General features: G+C 74.2%; 11 protein-coding genes and 2 pseudogenes. 9 read left to right on the forward strand and 4 right to left on the reverse strand.

Translation table 11 applies throughout. The features are described from left to right. Positions 1–368: 368 nt before the first annotated feature. The 6 genes and pseudogenes from H300_RS29895 to H300_RS0107675 all read left to right on the forward strand — a co-directional run. Positions 369–1,002: pseudogene (locus H300_RS29895) on the forward strand (DUF6531 domain-containing protein); the annotation flags it as partial. 186 nt (positions 1,003–1,188) lie between these two features. Further along, complete coding sequence (locus H300_RS0107655) at positions 1,189–2,778, forward strand: TIGR02677 family protein (protein ID WP_028426967.1); 1,590 nt, start codon at positions 1,189–1,191, stop codon at positions 2,776–2,778. After that, on the forward strand, positions 2,775–4,046 hold the full coding sequence (locus H300_RS0107660) for a TIGR02678 family protein (protein WP_028426968.1): 1,272 nt from the start codon (positions 2,775–2,777) through the stop codon (positions 4,044–4,046). The genes H300_RS0107655 and H300_RS0107660 overlap by 4 nt, the downstream gene beginning before the upstream one ends. Continuing rightward, positions 4,043–8,314, forward strand: coding sequence for a TIGR02680 family protein (locus H300_RS25575; RefSeq protein ID WP_078515791.1), 4,272 nt, complete (start codon positions 4,043–4,045; stop codon positions 8,312–8,314). Before H300_RS0107660 ends, H300_RS25575 begins: the two co-directional genes overlap by 4 nt. Further along, a complete protein-coding gene (locus tag H300_RS0107670; protein ID WP_106966767.1) occupies positions 8,311–9,579 on the forward strand; it encodes a TIGR02679 family protein in 1,269 nt (422 codons plus the stop codon). Before H300_RS25575 ends, H300_RS0107670 begins: the two co-directional genes overlap by 4 nt. Positions 9,580–9,743: 164 nt before the next feature. Then, entirely contained in the window at positions 9,744–10,328 is a 585-nt protein-coding gene (locus H300_RS0107675; protein ID WP_028426970.1) for a TerD family protein, read from the forward strand. Positions 10,329–10,541: 213 nt separating this feature from the next. On the opposite strand, the pseudogene H300_RS29900 reads toward H300_RS0107675, so the two are convergent. Then, positions 10,542–10,937 (reverse strand): annotated as a pseudogene (locus H300_RS29900) (GNAT family N-acetyltransferase); the annotation flags it as partial. Between the two features lie 501 nt (positions 10,938–11,438). Here H300_RS29900 and H300_RS0107680 point away from each other — a divergent pair. The 3 genes from H300_RS0107680 to H300_RS25580 all read left to right on the forward strand — a co-directional run bounded on the left by H300_RS0107680 (position 11,439) and on the right by H300_RS25580 (position 14,817). After that, positions 11,439–12,116 carry a helix-turn-helix transcriptional regulator gene (locus tag H300_RS0107680; protein WP_028426971.1) on the forward strand — a complete coding sequence of 226 codons (678 nt, stop codon included), beginning with the start codon at positions 11,439–11,441 and terminating at the stop codon, positions 12,114–12,116. 177 nt (positions 12,117–12,293) lie between these two features. Continuing rightward, on the forward strand, positions 12,294–14,015 hold the full coding sequence (locus H300_RS0107685) for an acyl-CoA dehydrogenase family protein (RefSeq protein WP_028426972.1): 1,722 nt from the start codon (positions 12,294–12,296) through the stop codon (positions 14,013–14,015). A 52-nt stretch (positions 14,016–14,067) separates the two neighbouring features. Beyond that, complete coding sequence (locus H300_RS25580) at positions 14,068–14,817, forward strand: SpcZ (RefSeq protein ID WP_158678335.1); 750 nt, start codon at positions 14,068–14,070, stop codon at positions 14,815–14,817. A 75-nt stretch (positions 14,818–14,892) separates the two neighbouring features. On the opposite strand, the gene H300_RS0107695 is transcribed toward H300_RS25580, so the two are convergent. Genes H300_RS0107695 through H300_RS0107705 form a run of 3 tightly spaced genes read right to left on the reverse strand, consistent with a single transcriptional unit; the run spans position 14,893 to position 17,532 of the window. Then, positions 14,893–15,765 (reverse strand): TauD/TfdA family dioxygenase, encoded by an 873-nt coding sequence (locus H300_RS0107695; protein WP_028426973.1) that lies wholly within the window; start codon positions 15,763–15,765, stop codon positions 14,893–14,895. Positions 15,766–15,806: 41 nt separating this feature from the next. Beyond that, positions 15,807–16,502 carry a hypothetical protein gene (locus H300_RS0107700; protein ID WP_028426974.1) on the reverse strand — a complete coding sequence of 232 codons (696 nt, stop codon included), beginning with the start codon at positions 16,500–16,502 and terminating at the stop codon, positions 15,807–15,809. Then, positions 16,465–17,532 (reverse strand): GSCFA domain-containing protein, encoded by a 1,068-nt coding sequence (locus H300_RS0107705; RefSeq protein WP_028426975.1) that lies wholly within the window; start codon positions 17,530–17,532, stop codon positions 16,465–16,467. Before H300_RS0107705 ends, H300_RS0107700 begins: the two co-directional genes overlap by 38 nt. Positions 17,533–17,588 lie beyond the last annotated feature (56 nt).

Here is a 17,588-nt window from a genome sequence, read left to right on the forward strand (position 1 = left end):
CGTCCCGTTCGCGCGCAGCACGAACATGCTCGACCCGTACGACCTCGCCCACCCGGCCGCGTACGCCACCAACCTCACCAGCACGGCCACCGGGCTGGTGCAGTTGGCCAGGGACCCGGTGCCCGCGCTCCAGGGCACGTGGGAGTCCTTCGACCGGGACCGGTCGGAGGGTATCGGCCGCCTGGCCCCGGAACTGATCGGCCCGAAGGGCACGGGCCTGCCGCGCAGACTGGCCAGGACACCGTCTGAGCTGCCCTCCGGAGCAGGGCGCCGGGACCTGGACCGCAACGGCGCCGAGACGCACGCCCGGAGGGACGAGCAGCGCAGCACCCGGCGGCACCGACCCGGTCGACCTGGCCACGGGGAAGATGTTCCTGCCGCAGACCGATGTGCTGCTGCCGGGCGCCCTGCCGCTGGCGTTCACCCGACGCGTCGAGTCCGGGTACCGGTCCGGCCGCTGGTTCGGCCCGTCGTGGTCGAGCACCGCCGACCAGCGGTTGGAGGTGGACGCCCGCGGGGTCGTCCTCGTCTCCGAGGACGGACTGCTGCTGGCGTTCCCGCACCGTCGCGCCTGGTCGCTCCCCACACCGGGCGCCGAACGGGCCGTGCGCCCGGCGCTGGAGCGCACCGGCCCGGACGGATGCGCCGACCGCTCCTGGCACACCCTGTCCGGCGGCGAGCGCCAACGTGTCCGGATCGCCCGGGCGCTGGTTCAGGAACCGCGCGAACTCCTCCTGGACGAGCCGACCAACCACCTCGACATCCAGCACCGGCTCGAACTGCTGGACCTGGGCCGAGACCCTCCCGTGACGGCCGTCGGCGCCCTGCACGACCTTCAGCCTGGCCGCGACCTACCGCGACCACCTGGTGCTGCTCAGCAGAGTCCGGATCGCGGTCGCCGGGCCGCCCGGCGCGGTGCTGACCGAGGAGCGCATCGCCGGGGTCTACGGGGTGCGGGTCCGGGGCGTGGAGCCGGGCGCGGACGGCCGCCCGCACATCCGCGTCCCCGGCACCCTCGCCGTCCGCCGTCCGCCGTCCGCCGTTGACCGCTGGGCGCGCCGGTCGCGACCGGGCGCGTGGGGCAGGTGCTGCCGTGGGAGTCGCCGTGCGGTCGGCCCGTGGGGCAGCGTCGCGTGCAAATGCCGGTCCGGACACTGCCGAGCCTCCCTGTGCGGGATACTGTCCGCGATGACCGCACGTACCACTGACCCGCAGCCCTCCTCGGACACGGCCTCGCCGCCCCGCTCGGACGCCTACGGGCCCTTCGCCCACCTGACCGTGCAGAACACCGCCCTGTACCGGCAGGTGATGCGGGTGTTCGTCCTGGCCAAGGAGCGGTTCGCCGTCCACCTGCGGCCGGAGGACGTGCACGCCGCCCTGCCCGTCGAGGTGAGGCCCGCCGACGCGGAGGCTGTGGCGAAGGCGCTGGACAGCCTCGTCTCCTGGGGCAACCTGCGGGCCGATCCGGACACCTCCCGCGTCACCGCCGTCGAGGACTTCTACCGCAAGCGGTTCATCTACCAGCTCACCCGGGCCGGGGAGGCGGCCGAGGAGGCCCTGGCCGTCTACGACGAGACGCTCGGCCGGCGCGGCGCCCTCCAGGCCGTCGCCCTGCACGACATCGTCACCCACCTGCACGCGCTCCTCGTCCTCGCTGACGACGCGCAGCCCGACCCCGCGAAGGCGCATCTTGCGCTCGACGCGCTGGCCAGCCGGTTCACCGCACTCGCCGACAACGCGCGGGCCTTCATGGGCTCCCTGCAACGCACCATCGACCTCCACGAGGTCGAGGAGGAGGCGTTCCTCGCCTACAAGGACCGACTCGTCCAGTACCTGGAGCGCTTCATCCAGGACCTGATCACCCTGGGCGGCCGCATCGCCCACCTGGTCGCGGAGTTGGAGCGGGACGGCCGGATCACCGTCCTGCTGCGGGCCGCCGCCGGACGGGAGGCCGCCGACGCGGCGCCCGAGGAGTCCGACCGGGCCGCGCAGCAGGCCCACGACCGGTGGGCCGTACGGTGGGACGGGCTGGCCGGATGGTTCACCAGCCGGGACGGGCGCGAGTCGCAGGCCCGGCTGCTGCGCGGACGCGCTCTCGGCGCCGTCCCCCAACTGCTGGCCGTGGTGCGGACGCTGGGTGAGCGCAGAGCCGGACGCTCCGACCGGTCGGCCGACTTCCGCACGCTGGCCCGCTGGTTCGCGGAGGCACCCGACGACGACTCACGGCATCGACTGTGGCGCACCGTCTTCGGCCTCTACCCCTCCCGGCATCTCGCCGTTGACGCCGAGACCCTCGCAGCCCGCACGGCGCACCCGGTTCCGGCGAGCACGCCCTGGGCGGCGGCCGAACCGCTGCGGATCAGCCCCCAGCTGCGTCGCACCGGGAGCTACGAGCGGCGCGGCAAGCCCCGCCGCGTGGAGGACCGCGGGCAGCACCGGCGGGTGCTCGCCGAGGTGGCGGCGGAGCAGGCCGCGCAGACGGCCGCGGCCCGGGCACGGCTGGCCACCGACGGGCCCACCCGCCTGTCCGACCTCGGTATGCTCGACCCCGACGCCTTCGGCCTGTTCCTGCAACTGCTCGGCGACGCCCTGGCCACCTGGCGTCCCGGTATGCGGCACACCGCGGCGGGCAGCAGCGACGGTTCGGCGGAGATCCGCCTCACCGCGCCCGACACCGACGCCACGGCCGAAGTCCGTACCCCGGACGGCGTGTTCAGCGGGCCCGACCACCTCATCGAGATCATCGACCTGACCGAGGAAGAGAGCAGCATCCGATGAACACCCCGCTGGCAGAGGTGCTCGACGGGCAGCGGGCCGCGGAGCTCCGCAAGGCGGCACGCGCCCTGCTCAGAACACCGCTGCTGCTCGCCCGCGGCAAGCACGGCGACGACTTCCGGCTCGTCCGCCGGCACGCCTCCGCGCTGCGCGAATGGTTCGACCGGAACACCGGCTGGTCCCTCCAGGTGGACGCCGAGACCGCCCGCCTGCGCAGGATTCCCGGTGTCCTCACCGACGCCACCCACCCCGCGCGCGAGACGACCCGTTCCGGTGCCCCCTTCACCCGCCGACGCTACGTCCTGCTCTGCCTCGCGCTCGCCGCACTCGAACGCGGCGAGGCGCAGATCGCGCTCGGCCGGCTCGCCGACCAGGTCGTCCTCGACGCGGCGGACCCGCACCTCGCCGCCACCGGCCTCCGCTTCACCCTCGACCGCCGCGACGAGCGACTCGACCTCGCGGCCGTCGTGCGGCTCCTGCTCGGGCTCGGCGTGCTGCGCCGGGTCGCCGGGGACGAGGAGGCGTACGTGAGCGGCGCCGGCGACGTCCTGTACGACGTGGAGCGTCGGGTGCTCGCCGGGTTGCTCGCCACCCGCCGAGGGCCCTCCACGGTGCAGAGCGAGACCCTGGAGGAGCGGCTCGGCGAACTCGTCGCCGAAACCGCCCTGGACAGCGACGAACTGCGCTTCCGCGCGACCCGCTGGGCCCTCACCCGGCGACTCCTGGACGATCCGGTCGTCTACTACGGCGAGTTGAGCCGCGCCGAACTCGACTACCTCGGCAGCCAGCGCGGCTTCCTCACCGCGCGCATCAACGAGCTGACCGGGCTGGTGCCCGAAGTGCGCGCCGAGGGGATCGCGATGGTCGACCCGGACGACGACCTCACCGACGTGCGGATGCCCGAGCAGGGCACCAGGGGGCACGTCACCCTGCTGCTCGCCGAGCACCTCGCTGCTGCCGACGGACCGGTGACCACCGACCGGTTGGCCCAGCGGGTGCGGGAACTCGCCGTTGAGCACGCGGGGTTCTGGGCGAAGTCCGCACGGGAGCCGGGGGCCGAGCCCGAACTCGTCGAACAGGCCGTCGTCCGGCTCGCGGCGCTCGGCCTGGTCTCCCGCACCTCCGAGGGGGTGGTGCCCCGCCCCGCACTCGCCCGCTACACGGTCGGCGCCCCCGTGCTCCGTGAACCGCCCCTCCGGGCGCCGTCACCCGGCGTCCCCCGTCCCGCGGCACCCGCCCCGACCACGCAGCGAAAGGCCCGCACGCAGTGACCGCTCCCGCCGAGTACCAGACGACCACCACCGCGTCCGGCACCGGGCTCCCCGTGCCGCTGCGCGACCGGTGGCAACCGCTGCGCATCGGACTCGTCGACCTCTTCCACTACGACGTGGAGGAGTTCCACTTCCGCGACGGTCGGCTGCTGCTACGCGGCAACAACGGCACCGGGAAGTCCAAGGTCCTCGCGCTGACCCTGCCGTTCCTCCTCGACGGCGACCTCAGCTCGCGGCGCGTCGAGCCGGACGGCGATCCGGGCAAGCGGATGGAGTGGAACCTGCTCCTCGGCGGGGACCACCCGCACAGTGAGCGTCTGGGCTACACCTGGATCGAGTTCGGCCGCATCGACGAGACCGGCACCCCGCACTTCCGTACGCTCCTCTGCGGGCTCAAGGCGGTGACCGGACGCGGTATCGCCCGCCACTGGTTCGCCGTCACCGACCTGCGCGTCGACCACCGCCCGCAGGCCCCCGCCGAAGGGACCCTGCGCCTGCTGGACGCCACCGGCACCGCGCTGACCCGGGACCGGCTGGCCGAGGCACTCGCCGGCCGCGGCATGGTCCACGACCAGGCGCGGATCTACCGGCGGGCCGTGGACGAGGCCCTCTTCGGACTGGGCGAGCAGCGCTACGGCGCCCTGGTGGACCTGCTGGTCCAACTGCGGCAACCGCAGCTCTCCAAGCGCCCCAACGAGGCCGCTCTCTCCCGCGCGCTGACCGAAGCGCTGCCCCCGATGGACCAGGCCGTGGTCGCCGACGTGGCCGAGGCCTTCCGCTCGCTGGACGAGGAGAAGGAGGAACTCGCCGCCGCCACCGCCGCCGAGCGGGCGGCCGCCGACTTCCTGGAGCACTACCGTCGTTACGCCAGGACCGCCACCCGTCGTCGGGCCCGCCTGCCGCGCGGCGAGCACTCCCGCTACGAGCAGCTGCAGCGCGACTTGTCCGAGGCACAGGCCCGGCACGCCGAGGCGGAGGAGGAGTGTGCGGCGGCCGAGCGGCGGATCGTCGAGTTGGAGGAGGACGACGCCCGGCTCCGTGCCCAGGACGCCGCTCTGCGCGTCGGTCCCGAGATGCGCAGTGCCCGGGAACTGGAGCAGGCCGCCCAGGCGGCCGAGCGGACCGCCCGCGCCGCCGCGCAGGCCGGCGACGACCGGGACCGCGCAGCGGACCTGCACACCCGGGCTCTGGGCCGCAGCGAGTCCGCGCGGAACCGGCTCCGCACCGCGCGGGGCACTGTCGAGGAGACCCTGCGACAGGCGCGGGAGGCGGCAGCCGCCGCACGGGTTCAGCTGCCCTCGGACGCCGTGCCGTCCGAGGCCAGGGCCGCGCCCGGGCCCGGAACCCCGGAAAGTGACGCTCCGGGGAGTGACGTCGCGCTGCGGCGTGACACCGAGGAGGCGGTGGCCCGCGGGCAGCGTGCGCTCGCCCACGTCGAGCGGCTCGCTGAGCGGGCGGAGCACGCGGCGGCGGAGCAGCGTCGGGAAGCCGTCCGCCTCGACGAGGCCGACACCGAGCTCGGGCGTGCCACAGAAGTGCACGCCGAGGCCGAGGAGACCGCCGAGCGCGTCGGACGTGCCCTGGTGAACGCGGTCCGCGAGCGTGCCGGAACCTGGACGGAGCTGGCCTACCCCGACCTCGCCGGCCTGCTGGACCAGCTCCAGGACTGGGTCGGTCACCTCGACGGCCCGTGCCCGGCACGAGTCCGCGCCGCCGAGGCCCACCGGGCCGCGGCGGCACCACTGGCCGACCGGGCGGCGGAGGCCGCCCACCGTGCGTCCGAACTGGCTGCTGTCAGCGAGCGGGTGCGGCAGGAACTCGACGCGCTGGAGGCCGGCGGACGCGGTGCGCCGCAGCCCCCGCCCACCCGCACCCCCGGTCTGCGCGACGGGCTCCCCGGCGCTCCGCTGTGGCGGCTGGTCGACTTCGACGACGCGCTCCCGGCCCCGCGACGTGCCGGCCTGGAAGCGGCGCTCGAGGCCTCCGGCCTGCTCGACGCCTGGGTTCTCCCGGACGGCTCCGCTCTCGCCGCGGATGTGGACGGGCACGACGTGCTGCTCTCTCCCGCCGCCGTGCCCCTGCCCGGCCGTACGCTGGCGGAGCTGCTGCGCCCGGCCGTGGACCGGGACGACCCGCAGGCAGCCGCAGTGGACGACGCGCGGGTCGCGGGTCTGCTGGCCGCACTCGGGACGGGGCCGGAGGACGGCTCCGAAACCTGGGCCGGTACGGACGGACGGTTCCGCGTCGGCGCCCTCACCGGCCGTTGGGACAAGCCCGTCGCCGAGTACATCGGCGACGGGGCGCGGGAGGCGGCCCGCCGCGCCCGGATTGCCGCCCTGCGCACCGAACTCGACCGACTCGGCGAGGAACGGGCGGTCCTCGACGCCGAATCGGACGCCGTGACCGAGCGTCGGCGGGTGCTCGACGCCGAACTCTCCCAGGTTCCCGACGAGAGCGAACTCACCCGGGGGCACGCCCGGGTCACCGCTGCCTCGGAGGGCGTCCGCCGGGCCCGCGGGTGGCGCGAGGAACGACTCGCCGCTCTCACCGGAGCCGCGGAGGACGCGGAGCGGGCTGCCGCCGAACGCGACGACACCGCCGGCGATCTCGGCCTCCCGTCGGATCGGCCGGGCCTGGCCGCGGTCCGCACCGCGTCCGGCGAACTCGCCACCGTGCTGGCCGCGCTCTGGCCGGCGCTACGTGAACGGGCCGAGGCGGACCGGCAGGCCGTGGAGGACCTCGCCGAGGCCGGGCAGTCAGGCGAGCGCGCGGCCGAACTCGCCCGCAGGGCCGACGAGTCCGGGCACGAGGCAGTCGCCGCCGAGGAACTGCACGCCACGCTGCGCTCCACGGTCGGCGCCGCGGTCGCCGAGTTGGAGCGGCGGCTCGCCGAAACCGCGGAAGCCCTGCGTACCTGTGCGTCCGAGGCGAAGCTCGCCCGGCGCAGACACACCGAGGCCCTGGGTGCCGCGGGCAAGGCCGAGGGGCGCATCGAGGAGTTGGAACGCGGGCTGCGCGACGCGGCGGAGTCCCGTGCCGAAGCGGTCGCGGCGCTGCGACGGTTCACCGCGACCGGCCTGATCGACGTCGCCCTGCCGGAACTCACGGCGGCCGTACCGGAGGGCGACACGTGGGCCGCGACCCCCGCCATCACGTTCGCCCGCGCCATCGAGAGCGAACTGGGCTCCACCGACGACTCCGACGGTGCGTGGGAACGCGTGCAGCGCAGGATCAGCGAAGAGTTCAAGTCGCTCCAGGACGTGCTCTCGCGGCACGGCCACTCGGCCTCGGCCCGCATGGTGGAGTACGGCATGGTCGTCGACATCGTCTACCAGGGCCGGGAGCGCGCCGTCCCCGAACTCGCGGAGGCGCTGACCGCCGAGGTCGCCGAGCTCACCCGGGTGCTCTCCGCCCGGGAGCGGGAGGTGCTGGAGACCCATCTGATCAGCGAGGTCGCGGGCACCCTCCAGGAGCTGATCAGGACCGCCGAGCGCCAGGTGCGGGACATGAACACCGAGTTGGAGGAGCGTCCCACGTCCACCGGCATGACGCTGCGCCTGGTCTGGCGGCCTTCTCGCAAGGCACCCGCGGGGCTCGACCGGGCCAGGGAGCGGCTGCGGCAGTCCGCCGACGCCTGGACGGCTGAGGACCGCAGGGCGGTGGGCGAGTTCCTCCAGGCGCAGATCGCCGCCCAGCACAGCGCGGACACCTCGGGAAGCTGGCTCGAACACCTCACCGCCGCGCTCGACTACCGGTCCTGGCACGAGTTCGGGGTCGAGCGACACCAGAACGGCCGCTGGGTACCGGCGACCGGGCCCGCCTCCGGCGGTGAACGGGCGCTCGCCGTGACCGTTCCGCTGTTCGCCGCCGCCTCCTCGCACTACGCGAGTGCGGGCAGTCCGCACGCCCCGCGCCTCGTCACGCTCGACGAGGCGTTCGCGGGCGTGGACGACGACTCGCGCGCCAAGTGCCTGGGGCTGCTGCACGCCTTCGACCTGGACGTGGTGATGACCAGCGAACGGGAATGGGCCTGCTACCCGCAGGTGCCCGGCGTCGCCATCGCCCAGCTCTCCCGCATCGACGAGGTGGCCGCGGTGCTCGTCACCCGCTGGGAGTGGGACGGCACCAGGCGGCACCGCCGCGAGGACCTCCCGCGGCCCGGCGACGCGCCGAAACCGGAGAGGTCGCTCCCGGGGCCGTGGGTGGCCCCCGACGCGGGGGCGCCGGATGCGGGGGCGCCGGACGGCCCGGAGCAGCCGTGGACGTGACCCCCGACGATGCCGGTGTTGCCAACGGGCGCGGCCCCGGTGGTGCGGCCGTCGACGCGGATCGGCTGCGGCGGCTGCTGGGCGGATCAGGGGCGGGCTGGCTGGTCGAGCGGCTGCGCCGCCGACTGGAGCGGGGACGCCCGCTCACCGGCTCCCTCTCCCTCCGTGACCCCACCGAGGCGCAGCGAGCAGCGGTGGAAGCGCTGCTGGGCAGGCCCCCCGGGGACGGCCGCTCGCTGTCCGTCCGGCTGGAGGTCCTGGACGACATGCTGCGCCGTTCCGGCGTCAGCCCCGAGGGCCTCGCCGCGGCCGTCACCGCGCTGACCGGCCCGGTCGTACCGCGCGGTCCACTGCGCCGGGCCGAGGAGCAGGCCTGGCGGGAGGCGTACGCGCCGCTGGAAGCCCTCGCGGAGCGGACCCCGTCCCTGGCCGGATGGGCCGCCGGGCTGCGTGGTGACGGCCGGGTGCGACGGTTCGCCGGCTCCCCCGATACCGCCCGGAGCCTTCTCGTCGACGTCGCGTCGGTACTGGAGTCCCTTCCCGCGGAACCGACCGTGTCCCTCCCGGCCTTCTCCGCCCGGCACCTCGGCCGTGCCCACGCGCTCGACGAGGGCACGGCCCTCGCCACCCTGGTCCTGTCGGGCATCCGGGCGCTGAACAGCCTGCCGGAGGGGACGGGGGCCCAGTGGCGACGGGACGTCTGGGCCTCCGCGGGCCTGCTCCGCGACGAGCTCTCCTCCACCGTCCTGGTCCTGAACCTGCGCGGGAACCACGTCCTGGACGCCATGGCAGACGCGGGCGAGCCGTGCGTGCTGACCCTGCGCCAACTCGTCCGGAATCCTCCTGCGGCCGGTCCCGGCACCGTACGGAGCTGCGAGAACCCGGCGGTGCTGGCGGCGGCCGCCGATGCGCTCGGGCGGCGCTCCGCGCCCCTGGTGTGTCTCCAGGGGCAGCCGTCGGCCGCCGCCCTGACCCTGCTGCGGCATCTGCACGGACACGGCGCGGACCTGCTCCACCACGCGGACTTCGACTGGGGCGGACTGCGCCTGTCGTCCGTGCTGATGCGGAACGTGCCCTGGCGTCCCTGGCGCTTCACGGCCGCCGACTACCGCGCCGCGATCCGGAAGCAGCCGGACGGCCCGCCCCTCGCCGGACGACCGGCCGAGTCCCCCTGGGACCCGCAGCTCGCGGGGGCGCTCCGCGGGACGGGAGTCCGCGTCGAGGAGGAGGCGGTCCTCGACGCGCTGCTGGACGACCTCGGTTGAGCGCCGTGGCCGGTCGGCCGGGAGTACCGCGACACGCGCGCCGGCGTCCCGGCCTTCGGGCGTCCCGGGGCGCGCCGTGCCCTGAGCAGCCCCGGGCTGGGTCTTCGCACGGGCCACGGGGCACACTGCTGGGGTAGCAGTCCCGCGAACAAAGAGGACCACGCATGATCACGTTGCAGAAGGAAGACGGACCGGCCGACCTCGGTGGGGTGACGCACCTGGCCATCGGGGTGTCCTGGGACCCCACTGCGGGGAGCAGTGGCGGCGTGCTCGGCAAGCTCCGCCAGAAGGCCGGCACCGACCTCGACCTGATCGCCATCGCGATGCAGGGCGCGGACCCGGTACGGCTGGCCGGACTGGACTCGCTCGACCCGCTGGGCAACGGATCCCTCGTGCACAGCGGCGACAACCAGACCGGCCGCGGCGCCGGTGACGACGAGACGGTGACCGTCGAGTTCTCCCGGGTGCCGACCAACATCACGTCCATCGTGTTCGTCGCCGCCGCCTACAAGAAGCGGAGCGCGTTCCAGAACGCCCGGAACATCAGCTTCAAGGTGTACGACGCCAGTGGCGGCTCCAGCCAGCAGGTGGCCGACATCTGGCCCAGTCTGCTCACGAACGACAACGGCTGCGCCGTGGCCAAGGCGGTCAGGGACGGCGCGGGGTGGAAGCTCCAGGTGATCAACGAGACCGGCAAGATCAAGCAGGGCGACGAGCAGTCGCTGATGCGCTTCGCCGTCAGCAAGTAACGCGCACCGACAGGGCGGCGACCGCGGGCAACCGCACCCGGCGATCCGGACTCCCACCGGCCGGGCCGGGACGCGCGCAGCGGGTCCGGGCACCGATACCCAGGCGCCCGGACCCGCGCGGTTGCCCTGTCCGGCTCGCAGCGGCGGCCTCCCGTGCGCTCTCGCGCGGGTGCGGGGGCGGGTGGCGATCTGCTGCCCAGGGCTCAGGGCCGACTGCTGGTACAACGCGGTGGCAGGCTCGTTGCCCGGAATCACCGCGAGTTTCAGCCTTGCAGCACCCGACTGCCGCGACCATGTCTCGACCGCCGCCACCAGTTGGCCTCCGACGCCGCGCCCTCGCGCCCGGGGGCTGACCCACACCGACCTCAGCTCGCATGTGCTGCTGTCCGCAGAAAGGCCGGCGGCCATCCCGACTGCCCGGCCATCCAGCAACGCGACGACGTTGAAGGAGGCGGGCATCGCCAGACGCGCACGCCACCGTTCCTCGCCGCCGCTGTGCCAGTCCGCGAGCCGAGCCTTGAATGCCTGAGGTGCCTCACTCAGGGCCGCGAGGCGAACGTCCCGCCACAACGGCCAGTCGCTTGTCGTGAGAACCCGAAGGTGCGCCATGACAACGAGTCTGCCTCGACGCTCGTGGGGCGGTCCACGGCACCTCGGAGTCCGGCGAGACAGGTGGGCCGTTGCAGACGGCATTCAGTTGTGGCGGGTCGGAGGGCTGTCGAGGTCGGGGCGGCCACGAAACGGCCGTCGGCTCGCGTCGCTCCCACCGTGATTCTCGTGGCCCTCCGATCGGCTGTGCTGATGCCGGCCGAACACCTCCGACCGGGTGCGGTGGAGGGCGCCTGCCACCCGACCACGTACGCCCTCCGTGGCAGCACCGACTCCGCGTCCGGTCGCGGCCCCCGGGACCGGCCGGGTGTCCGGTCCCACAAAGACGGTGCCGGGGGCCGGGGACGCCGGTGGAGGCGCAGGGATCGGCCTCCTCCGAGCCGTGGCGGCCGAGTCGGCGCCCGGCCGAGTCGGCGCCGGGGCGGGGCCGGGCGGGTGAGGCGTGTCTCATCGGGGGGCGGCCCCTTGATATGCAACTAGTTGCATATCAGGATCGGGGTCATGGCGCTCGAACACGCGATACTCGTCTCGCTGCTGGAGAAGCCGGGCTCCGGATACGAGCTGGCCCGGCGGTTCGAGCGGTCCATCGGCTATTTCTGGACCGCCACCCACCAGCAGATCTACCGCGTGCTGAAGCGGATGGAGAGCGTCGGCTGGGTCGACGTCCGGGAGGTGCCGCAGCAGGCACGGCCGGACAAGAAGCAGTACTCGGTCGCCGCGTCCGGGCGGGAGGCCCTTTCCCGGTGGCTGCACGAGCCGATCGAGCCGGAGAGCGTCCGGCACGACCTCGCGGTGAAGATCCGGGGAGCGGCCTTCGACGACCCGGCCGCACTGATCCGCGAGGTCGAACGTCACCACCGGGCGCACTCCGACCGCCTGGCGCACTATCTCGCCGGGGAGCGGTGCGACTTCCCGACGGCCGCACAGGCACCGCCACAGGTGCCCACGCAGGCACCGGCACAGGCGTCCACGCAGGCGCCGGGCCTGCCGCAGGGGCCGCCAGCGGAGACCGGGTCGGCGCCCCCTCCCGGGGCGGAGGGGGCCGGAAGGGACGGGCGGGACGCCGGGCGGGAGCTCCAGCACGTCGTGCTGCGCGGCGGCATCGCCTACGAGCGGATGACGCTGGCCTGGCTCGACGACGTCCTCGCCACGCTCCGCGGGCTCGCCCCCGACGCCTGACCGGCGCCCACCGCGCCGAGCGAGGTCGCCGCGCGTGCCGGGCACCGCGACCTGCCGCCCCCGCACCGCCGACCCTCGCACTCCGCCAACCCCGCACGCTGTCACCCCGTACCCGCCGCCCCCGCACTCCCCACCCGAAGCCGCAATCCGAACCCTCAAGCCGGAAAGGCGTATCCCATGGCCGACTCGCTGCTGTTCAACCCGCGCACCTACGACCCCGCGCACTTCGACCCGGAGACCCGGAGGCTGCTGCGGGCCACCGTCGCCTGGTTCGAGAGCCGTGGGAAGCGGCAGCTCATCGAGGACTACCGCTCGCGCGCCTGGCTCGCGGACTTCCTCGCCTTCTCCGCGAAGGAGGGGCTCTTCGCCACCTTCCTCACCCCCTCGGCCGAGGCGGGGGAGTCGCAGGACAAGCGCTGGGACACCGCCCGGATCGCCGCCCTCAACGAGATCCTGGGCTTCTACGGGCTGGACTACTGGTACGCCTGGCAGGTGACCGTCCTCGGCCTCGGCCCCGTCTGGCAGAGCGGCAACGCCGAGGCCCGCGGCCGGGCCGCGCAACTCCTGGCCGAGGGGGAGGTGTTCGCCTTCGGGCTGTCCGAGAGGACGCACGGCGCGGACATCTACTCCACCGACATGCTGCTGGAGCCCGACGCCGACGGCGGCTTCCGGGCGACCGGTTCGAAGTACTACATCGGCAACGGCAACGCCGCCGGGCTGGTGTCCGTCTTCGGCCGCCGCACCGACGTCGAGGGCCCGGAGGGGTACGTGTTCTTCGCCGCCGACAGCCGCCACCCGGCCTACCGCCTGGTGCAGAACGTCGTCGACTCCTCCAAGTTCGTCAGCGAGTTCCGGCTCGCCGACTACCCCGTCGGCCCGCAGGACGTGCTGCACACCGGACGGGAGGCCTTCGACGCCGCCCTGAACACCGTCAACGTCGGCAAGTTCAACCTGTGCGCGGCGTCGATCGGGATCTGCGAGCACGCCATGTACGAGGCGGTCACGCATGCCCGGAACCGGTTCCTGTACGGCCGTCCCGTCACCGACTTCCCGCACGTGCGACGGGAGTTGACCGACGCCTACGTCCGGCTCGCCGGGATGAAGCTGTTCAGCGACCGGGCCGTGGACTACTTCCGCTCCGCCGGTCCCGAGGACCGCCGCTACCTGCTGTTCAACCCGATGACGAAGATGAAGGTGACCACCGAGGGCGAGAAGGTGGTCGACCTGATGTGGGACGTCATCGCGGCCAAGGGCTTCGAGAAGGACACCTACTTCGCCCAGGCGGCCACCGAGATCCGCGGGCTGCCGAAGCTGGAGGGCACCGTCCACGTGAACCTGGCGCTGATCCTCAAGTTCCTCCGCAACCACCTGCTGGAGCCCGCCGCCCACGAGCCGGCCCCCACCCGGCTCGACGCCGCCGACGACTCCTTCCTCTTCCGGCAGGGTCCGGCCCGCGGGCTGGGGTCCGTACGGTTCCACGATTGGCGGCCCGCCTACGACGCGTACGCCGCGGTGGCCAACGTGGCCCGGTTCCGCGAGCAGGCCGACGCGCTGTGCACGTTCGTCACCGAGGCCGCGCCCGACGCGGAGCAGAGCCGCGACCTCGACCTGCTGCTCGCCGTCGGCCAGTTGTTCGCCCTGGTCGTGCACGGCCAGCTCGTCCTGGAGCAGGCGCGCCTGACGGGCGTCGAGGAGGACGTGCTGGACGAGCTGTTCGCGGTCCTGGTGCGGGACTTCTCCGCGCACGCCGTCGAGCTGCACGGCAAGGACTCGGCCACCGCGGAGCAGCAGCGGTGGGCTCTCGGCGCGGTGCGCAGGCCGGTGGCGGACGAGGCGCGCACCGCGCGGGTCTGGGCCCGCGTCGAGGCGCTGTCCGGAACGTACGAGATGGCGGAGTAGCGTGCGCCCGCCGGGTTCCTACTGCGGGCGGACCCGCTTGTAGGCTGTGCGGATGGTGCATCAGCACGCGGTGGACGGAGTGTTCGGGGCGCTCGCGGACGCCGCGCCCTCGGAGGCGGCGGTCGGCGGGGTACCGGACTGGCTGGCGCAGGTGGCGGGGGTACTCCTGGACGGGCCCGCCGCCTCCGAGGCCCGCTCCCGGATGCGGCGGGTCCGGGGGGAGCTCGCCCGCCTGGACGGTGTCCCCTTCTCCGTCGTCCACGACTGGCACGCCCGTACGGTGAGCCCGCTGCTCGTCGCGGCGAGCGGGGCGCGGGGTGGGGACGTCCGGGCGTACCAGCAGGTCCGCTCGCTGCACGAACGGGCACTCGCCGGGGAACCGGTGGCCGAGGCGCAATGGCGGGAGGCGTTGGAACCGGCGCTGCGCGAGGTCTACCGCCACGCCTTCCCCCGAGAGGCGGCGCACGCGACGGCCGCGGCGGCGGCCGACTCGTTCGCCCGCTCCCGCGGGTGGAGCGAGGCGGAGGCCGCCGAGTACGGCGAGACCTACGCCGCGCTGAACACGGGGGCCTGCGCCCGGATGCACGAGGAGGCCAACGCGTCCGCCCATGCGGCGGCGCTCGCCGCCGCATGGGCCGCGGCGGACGCGGCGGCCTACGCGGCCACGTACCCGGCCGCCTTCGTCCGCGGGTGCGTCCGTGCGACGGCGACGGACGGGACGTCCCAACTGCTCTGCCTCGCGCGGTTGGCCGGGGGCCTTGCCGACGCCCTCGCCCGCGCCGCCCCGAGGCCGCCTGCCTGACCGGCCGCCGCCGTCACCCGGCCGGGCCCCGTCATCCGGCCGGGCCCCGTCATCCGGCCGGGCCGTGGCTGCGGCTCAGGGGGTGAGCGGGCCGCCGTTGATGGCGACCCGCTGGCCGTAGCGGCTGAGCGGGTAGTAGTCGTACGTGGCGTGGTGCTGGACGCAGCGGTTGTCCCAGAAGACCAGGGTGTCCGGCTCCCAGCGGACCCGGCAGCTCAGCAGCGGGCGGTTGGGCACCACCGAGAACAGCAGGTCGAGGAGGGCGCGGCTCTCGTCGGCGGACAGTTGGGGGATACGGGCGGTGTACGCCGGGTTCGCGTAGAGGATCGCGCGGCCCGTCTCCGGGTGCCGCACCACCAGCGGGTGCTCGCTGCGGGGCGGGACGTAGCCGACCGGGGGTGCCTGGCCCTTGAACGCGAGCGCGCCGTCGTGCACGGCCGTGAGTTCGCCCAGGAGGCCGCGCAGCGCGGGGGAGAGCATGTCGTGGGCGAGGTGCATGTTGGCGAACAGCGTGTCGCCGCCGCTGCCGCCCTCGGGTGTGCGGGTGAGGTGGAGCATCGAACCGAGCGAGGGCTCCGCGTCCGCCGTGCCGTCCGCGTGCCAGCCGTTGCCCGCCACGTTCTCCGCCGCGGCGTCGGTGCGGATCTCCAGGATGAAGGGATCGCCTTCGGGCGGGGGCGGGTTGACCGGGCGCAGCGTGCCGAAGTGGGCGGCGAAGCGCTTGTGTGCCTCCTGGGTGAGTTCCTGGTCGCGGAGGACCAGCACATGGTGGTCGAGGAACGCGGCGCGCACCTCGGCGAGTTGCTCCTCCGGCAGGTCGGCCGAGAGGTCCACGCCGGACACCTCGGCGCCGATGACGGGGGTGAGGGGCGCGACGCCGAGGGTCCGGTACTCCCGCGGCTTCCTGGTGGTGAGACGCTCCAGCGCGGCCAGTTCGTACGGCTCCATGGGGTTCTCCTGACAAGGGGGTGAGTGGAGGCGGGACGGTCCTACAGGCCGCGGTCGAGCAACTCGGCGAGGACGAGGCGGCCGAAGGCGAGGTTGCCGTGGATCTCGTCGTCCGGCTCGCAGAGTTCGGGGCGCTGGCGGCCGTCCGGTCCGGTGGTGCGGTCGCGCAGGTCGACGGTCTCCACGTCCAGGGCGCGGACGGCGCGGAGCACCGCCTCCTGCGCGGCCGTGAACACCGCCGGGTCCGACTGCCCCGGCACGCGCTGCGGTGGGAGGACGGCGAGGGTCCGCAGACCGAGGCCGCGGGCGTGCGAGTAGAAGGCGAGCGCGTCGCGCACCGAGGCGCGGATGATCGCGTCGAACAGCGGACCGGTGAGGAACCCGGCCGGCCAGGACCCGTCGGGCTCCTGGTACAACCGCCAGTTCTCGCGGGTGGCGAGGAAGTGGGCGCAGAACCCGAAGGTCACCACCAGCGGGACCCGCAGGCTGCCCAGGTCGGGCGCGCCCAGCTGGGTCAGGAAGCCGCGGTAGCGGGCTTCCGCTTCGGGGTCCAGGAACTGCACATCGTCACCGCGGGCGGTGAAGAATCGGTCGGTGAACTCCCGCCCGGCGCCGATCGGTCCGCCGAGGAAGGGGATGCGGGCCCGCCGGGCGGCCCTGCCGACCGGACCGGCGTGCGAGTCGCCCAGCAGCAGGAACCTAGCGGGGGCTCCAGTAGTCGAGCACGGCGTCGTCACAGACGTCCCCTCCTCCCGCGGAGGGACTCGGGCCGGGACGGGCCTCCGTCGGCGCCGGAGGAGCGGCCCGGTCGCGGGAGGCGAGCCCGGCCAGGAAGTGTCGCACGACGAAGGCGACGCCCTCCGGAGTGACGGCCCGCAGGTTGGGTGCGTAGAAGCCGCTCCGGAACGGCACCCCGGTGATCAGCTCGTAGGCCGGGAAGTAGTCGACGTGGTCGAGTTCCCGGGCCAACTGCCCGGCCACCGCGCGCAGCAGCGACTTGGTGTGGCCGTTCGCGGTGAGCGCGTGCTCCCCGGTGGCGGTCGCGGTGAGCGGCTGCGGGGAGACGGTGAGCAGCACCCGCAGCGCCGGGTTCGCCTCCCGGGCGAGCGCGACGGCCTCGGACAGGTCCTCGTGCACCTCGGCGAAGGAGGGACGGTGCAGCACGTGCCGCTGCGCGTCGAAGGTGCCGCGCACGGTTCCGGGGCACGACGGGTAGGCCGTGCCGCGCCCGGGGCCCTTCGCCGACCGCCAGGTCTCGGTCAGGCCCAGAGTGAAGAGGAGGCAGCTCGCCTCGGCCAGGGCCGTGCGGATCGCGGCGAGGGTCGCCGCGCGGGCCGCGTGGACCTCCTCGGCAAAGGCGTGCCCGCCCGGTTCGACGGCCGGGCGGTACGGGTCGTGGTGGCGGCCGTCCTCCTGCCATGTCTCCTCCGGCGGCGCCGAGCGGCCCAGGGCCCAGGAGAGCCACTGGCGCAGCACGGCGGCGGTGTAGATGTTGCCGGTGCGGAAGGAGAACTCGCCGTAGTGGCGTGCGCGCCGCTCCTCGGCGGTGAGTCCCGGAGGTGCCGGTTCCGCGTCGTACCAGTCCATGCCGTGCTCCAGCAGGGCCGGCCCGAGCCGGGCGGCGAAGCAGGAGCCCGCGGTGAGCACCGGGTCGTCCTGGCCGATGCCGAACTTCGGCGTCCACACCTCCGTGATCGCCTGCGGCTCGGGTTCGGCCACGGCGGGACGCCAGAACGAGCGCACCGGGAGTGACGCGTAGGGATTCACGTGCGGGGGTCTCCGATCGTCGGACGGGTTCGGCGGGTGGGAGGCACGCGGTCGGC

The organism is Streptomyces sp. TAA040, from assembly GCF_000424845.1.

Bases quoted from the DNA above. Each gene is read 5' to 3' on its own strand.
- H300_RS0107655 (WP_028426967.1), top strand. From the start codon at position 1,189: ATGACCGCACGTACCACTGACCCGCAGCCCTCCTCGGACACGGCCTCG.
- H300_RS0107660 (WP_028426968.1), top strand. From the start codon at position 2,775: ATGAACACCCCGCTGGCAGAGGTGCTCGACGGGCAGCGGGCCGCGGAG.
- H300_RS0107675 (WP_028426970.1), top strand. From the start codon at position 9,744: ATGATCACGTTGCAGAAGGAAGACGGACCGGCCGACCTCGGTGGGGTG.
- H300_RS0107680 (WP_028426971.1), top strand. From the start codon at position 11,439: ATGGCGCTCGAACACGCGATACTCGTCTCGCTGCTGGAGAAGCCGGGC.
- H300_RS0107685 (WP_028426972.1), top strand. From the start codon at position 12,294: ATGGCCGACTCGCTGCTGTTCAACCCGCGCACCTACGACCCCGCGCAC.
- H300_RS25580 (WP_158678335.1), top strand. From the start codon at position 14,068: ATGGTGCATCAGCACGCGGTGGACGGAGTGTTCGGGGCGCTCGCGGAC.
- H300_RS0107695 (WP_028426973.1), bottom strand. From the start codon at position 15,765: ATGGAGCCGTACGAACTGGCCGCGCTGGAGCGTCTCACCACCAGGAAG.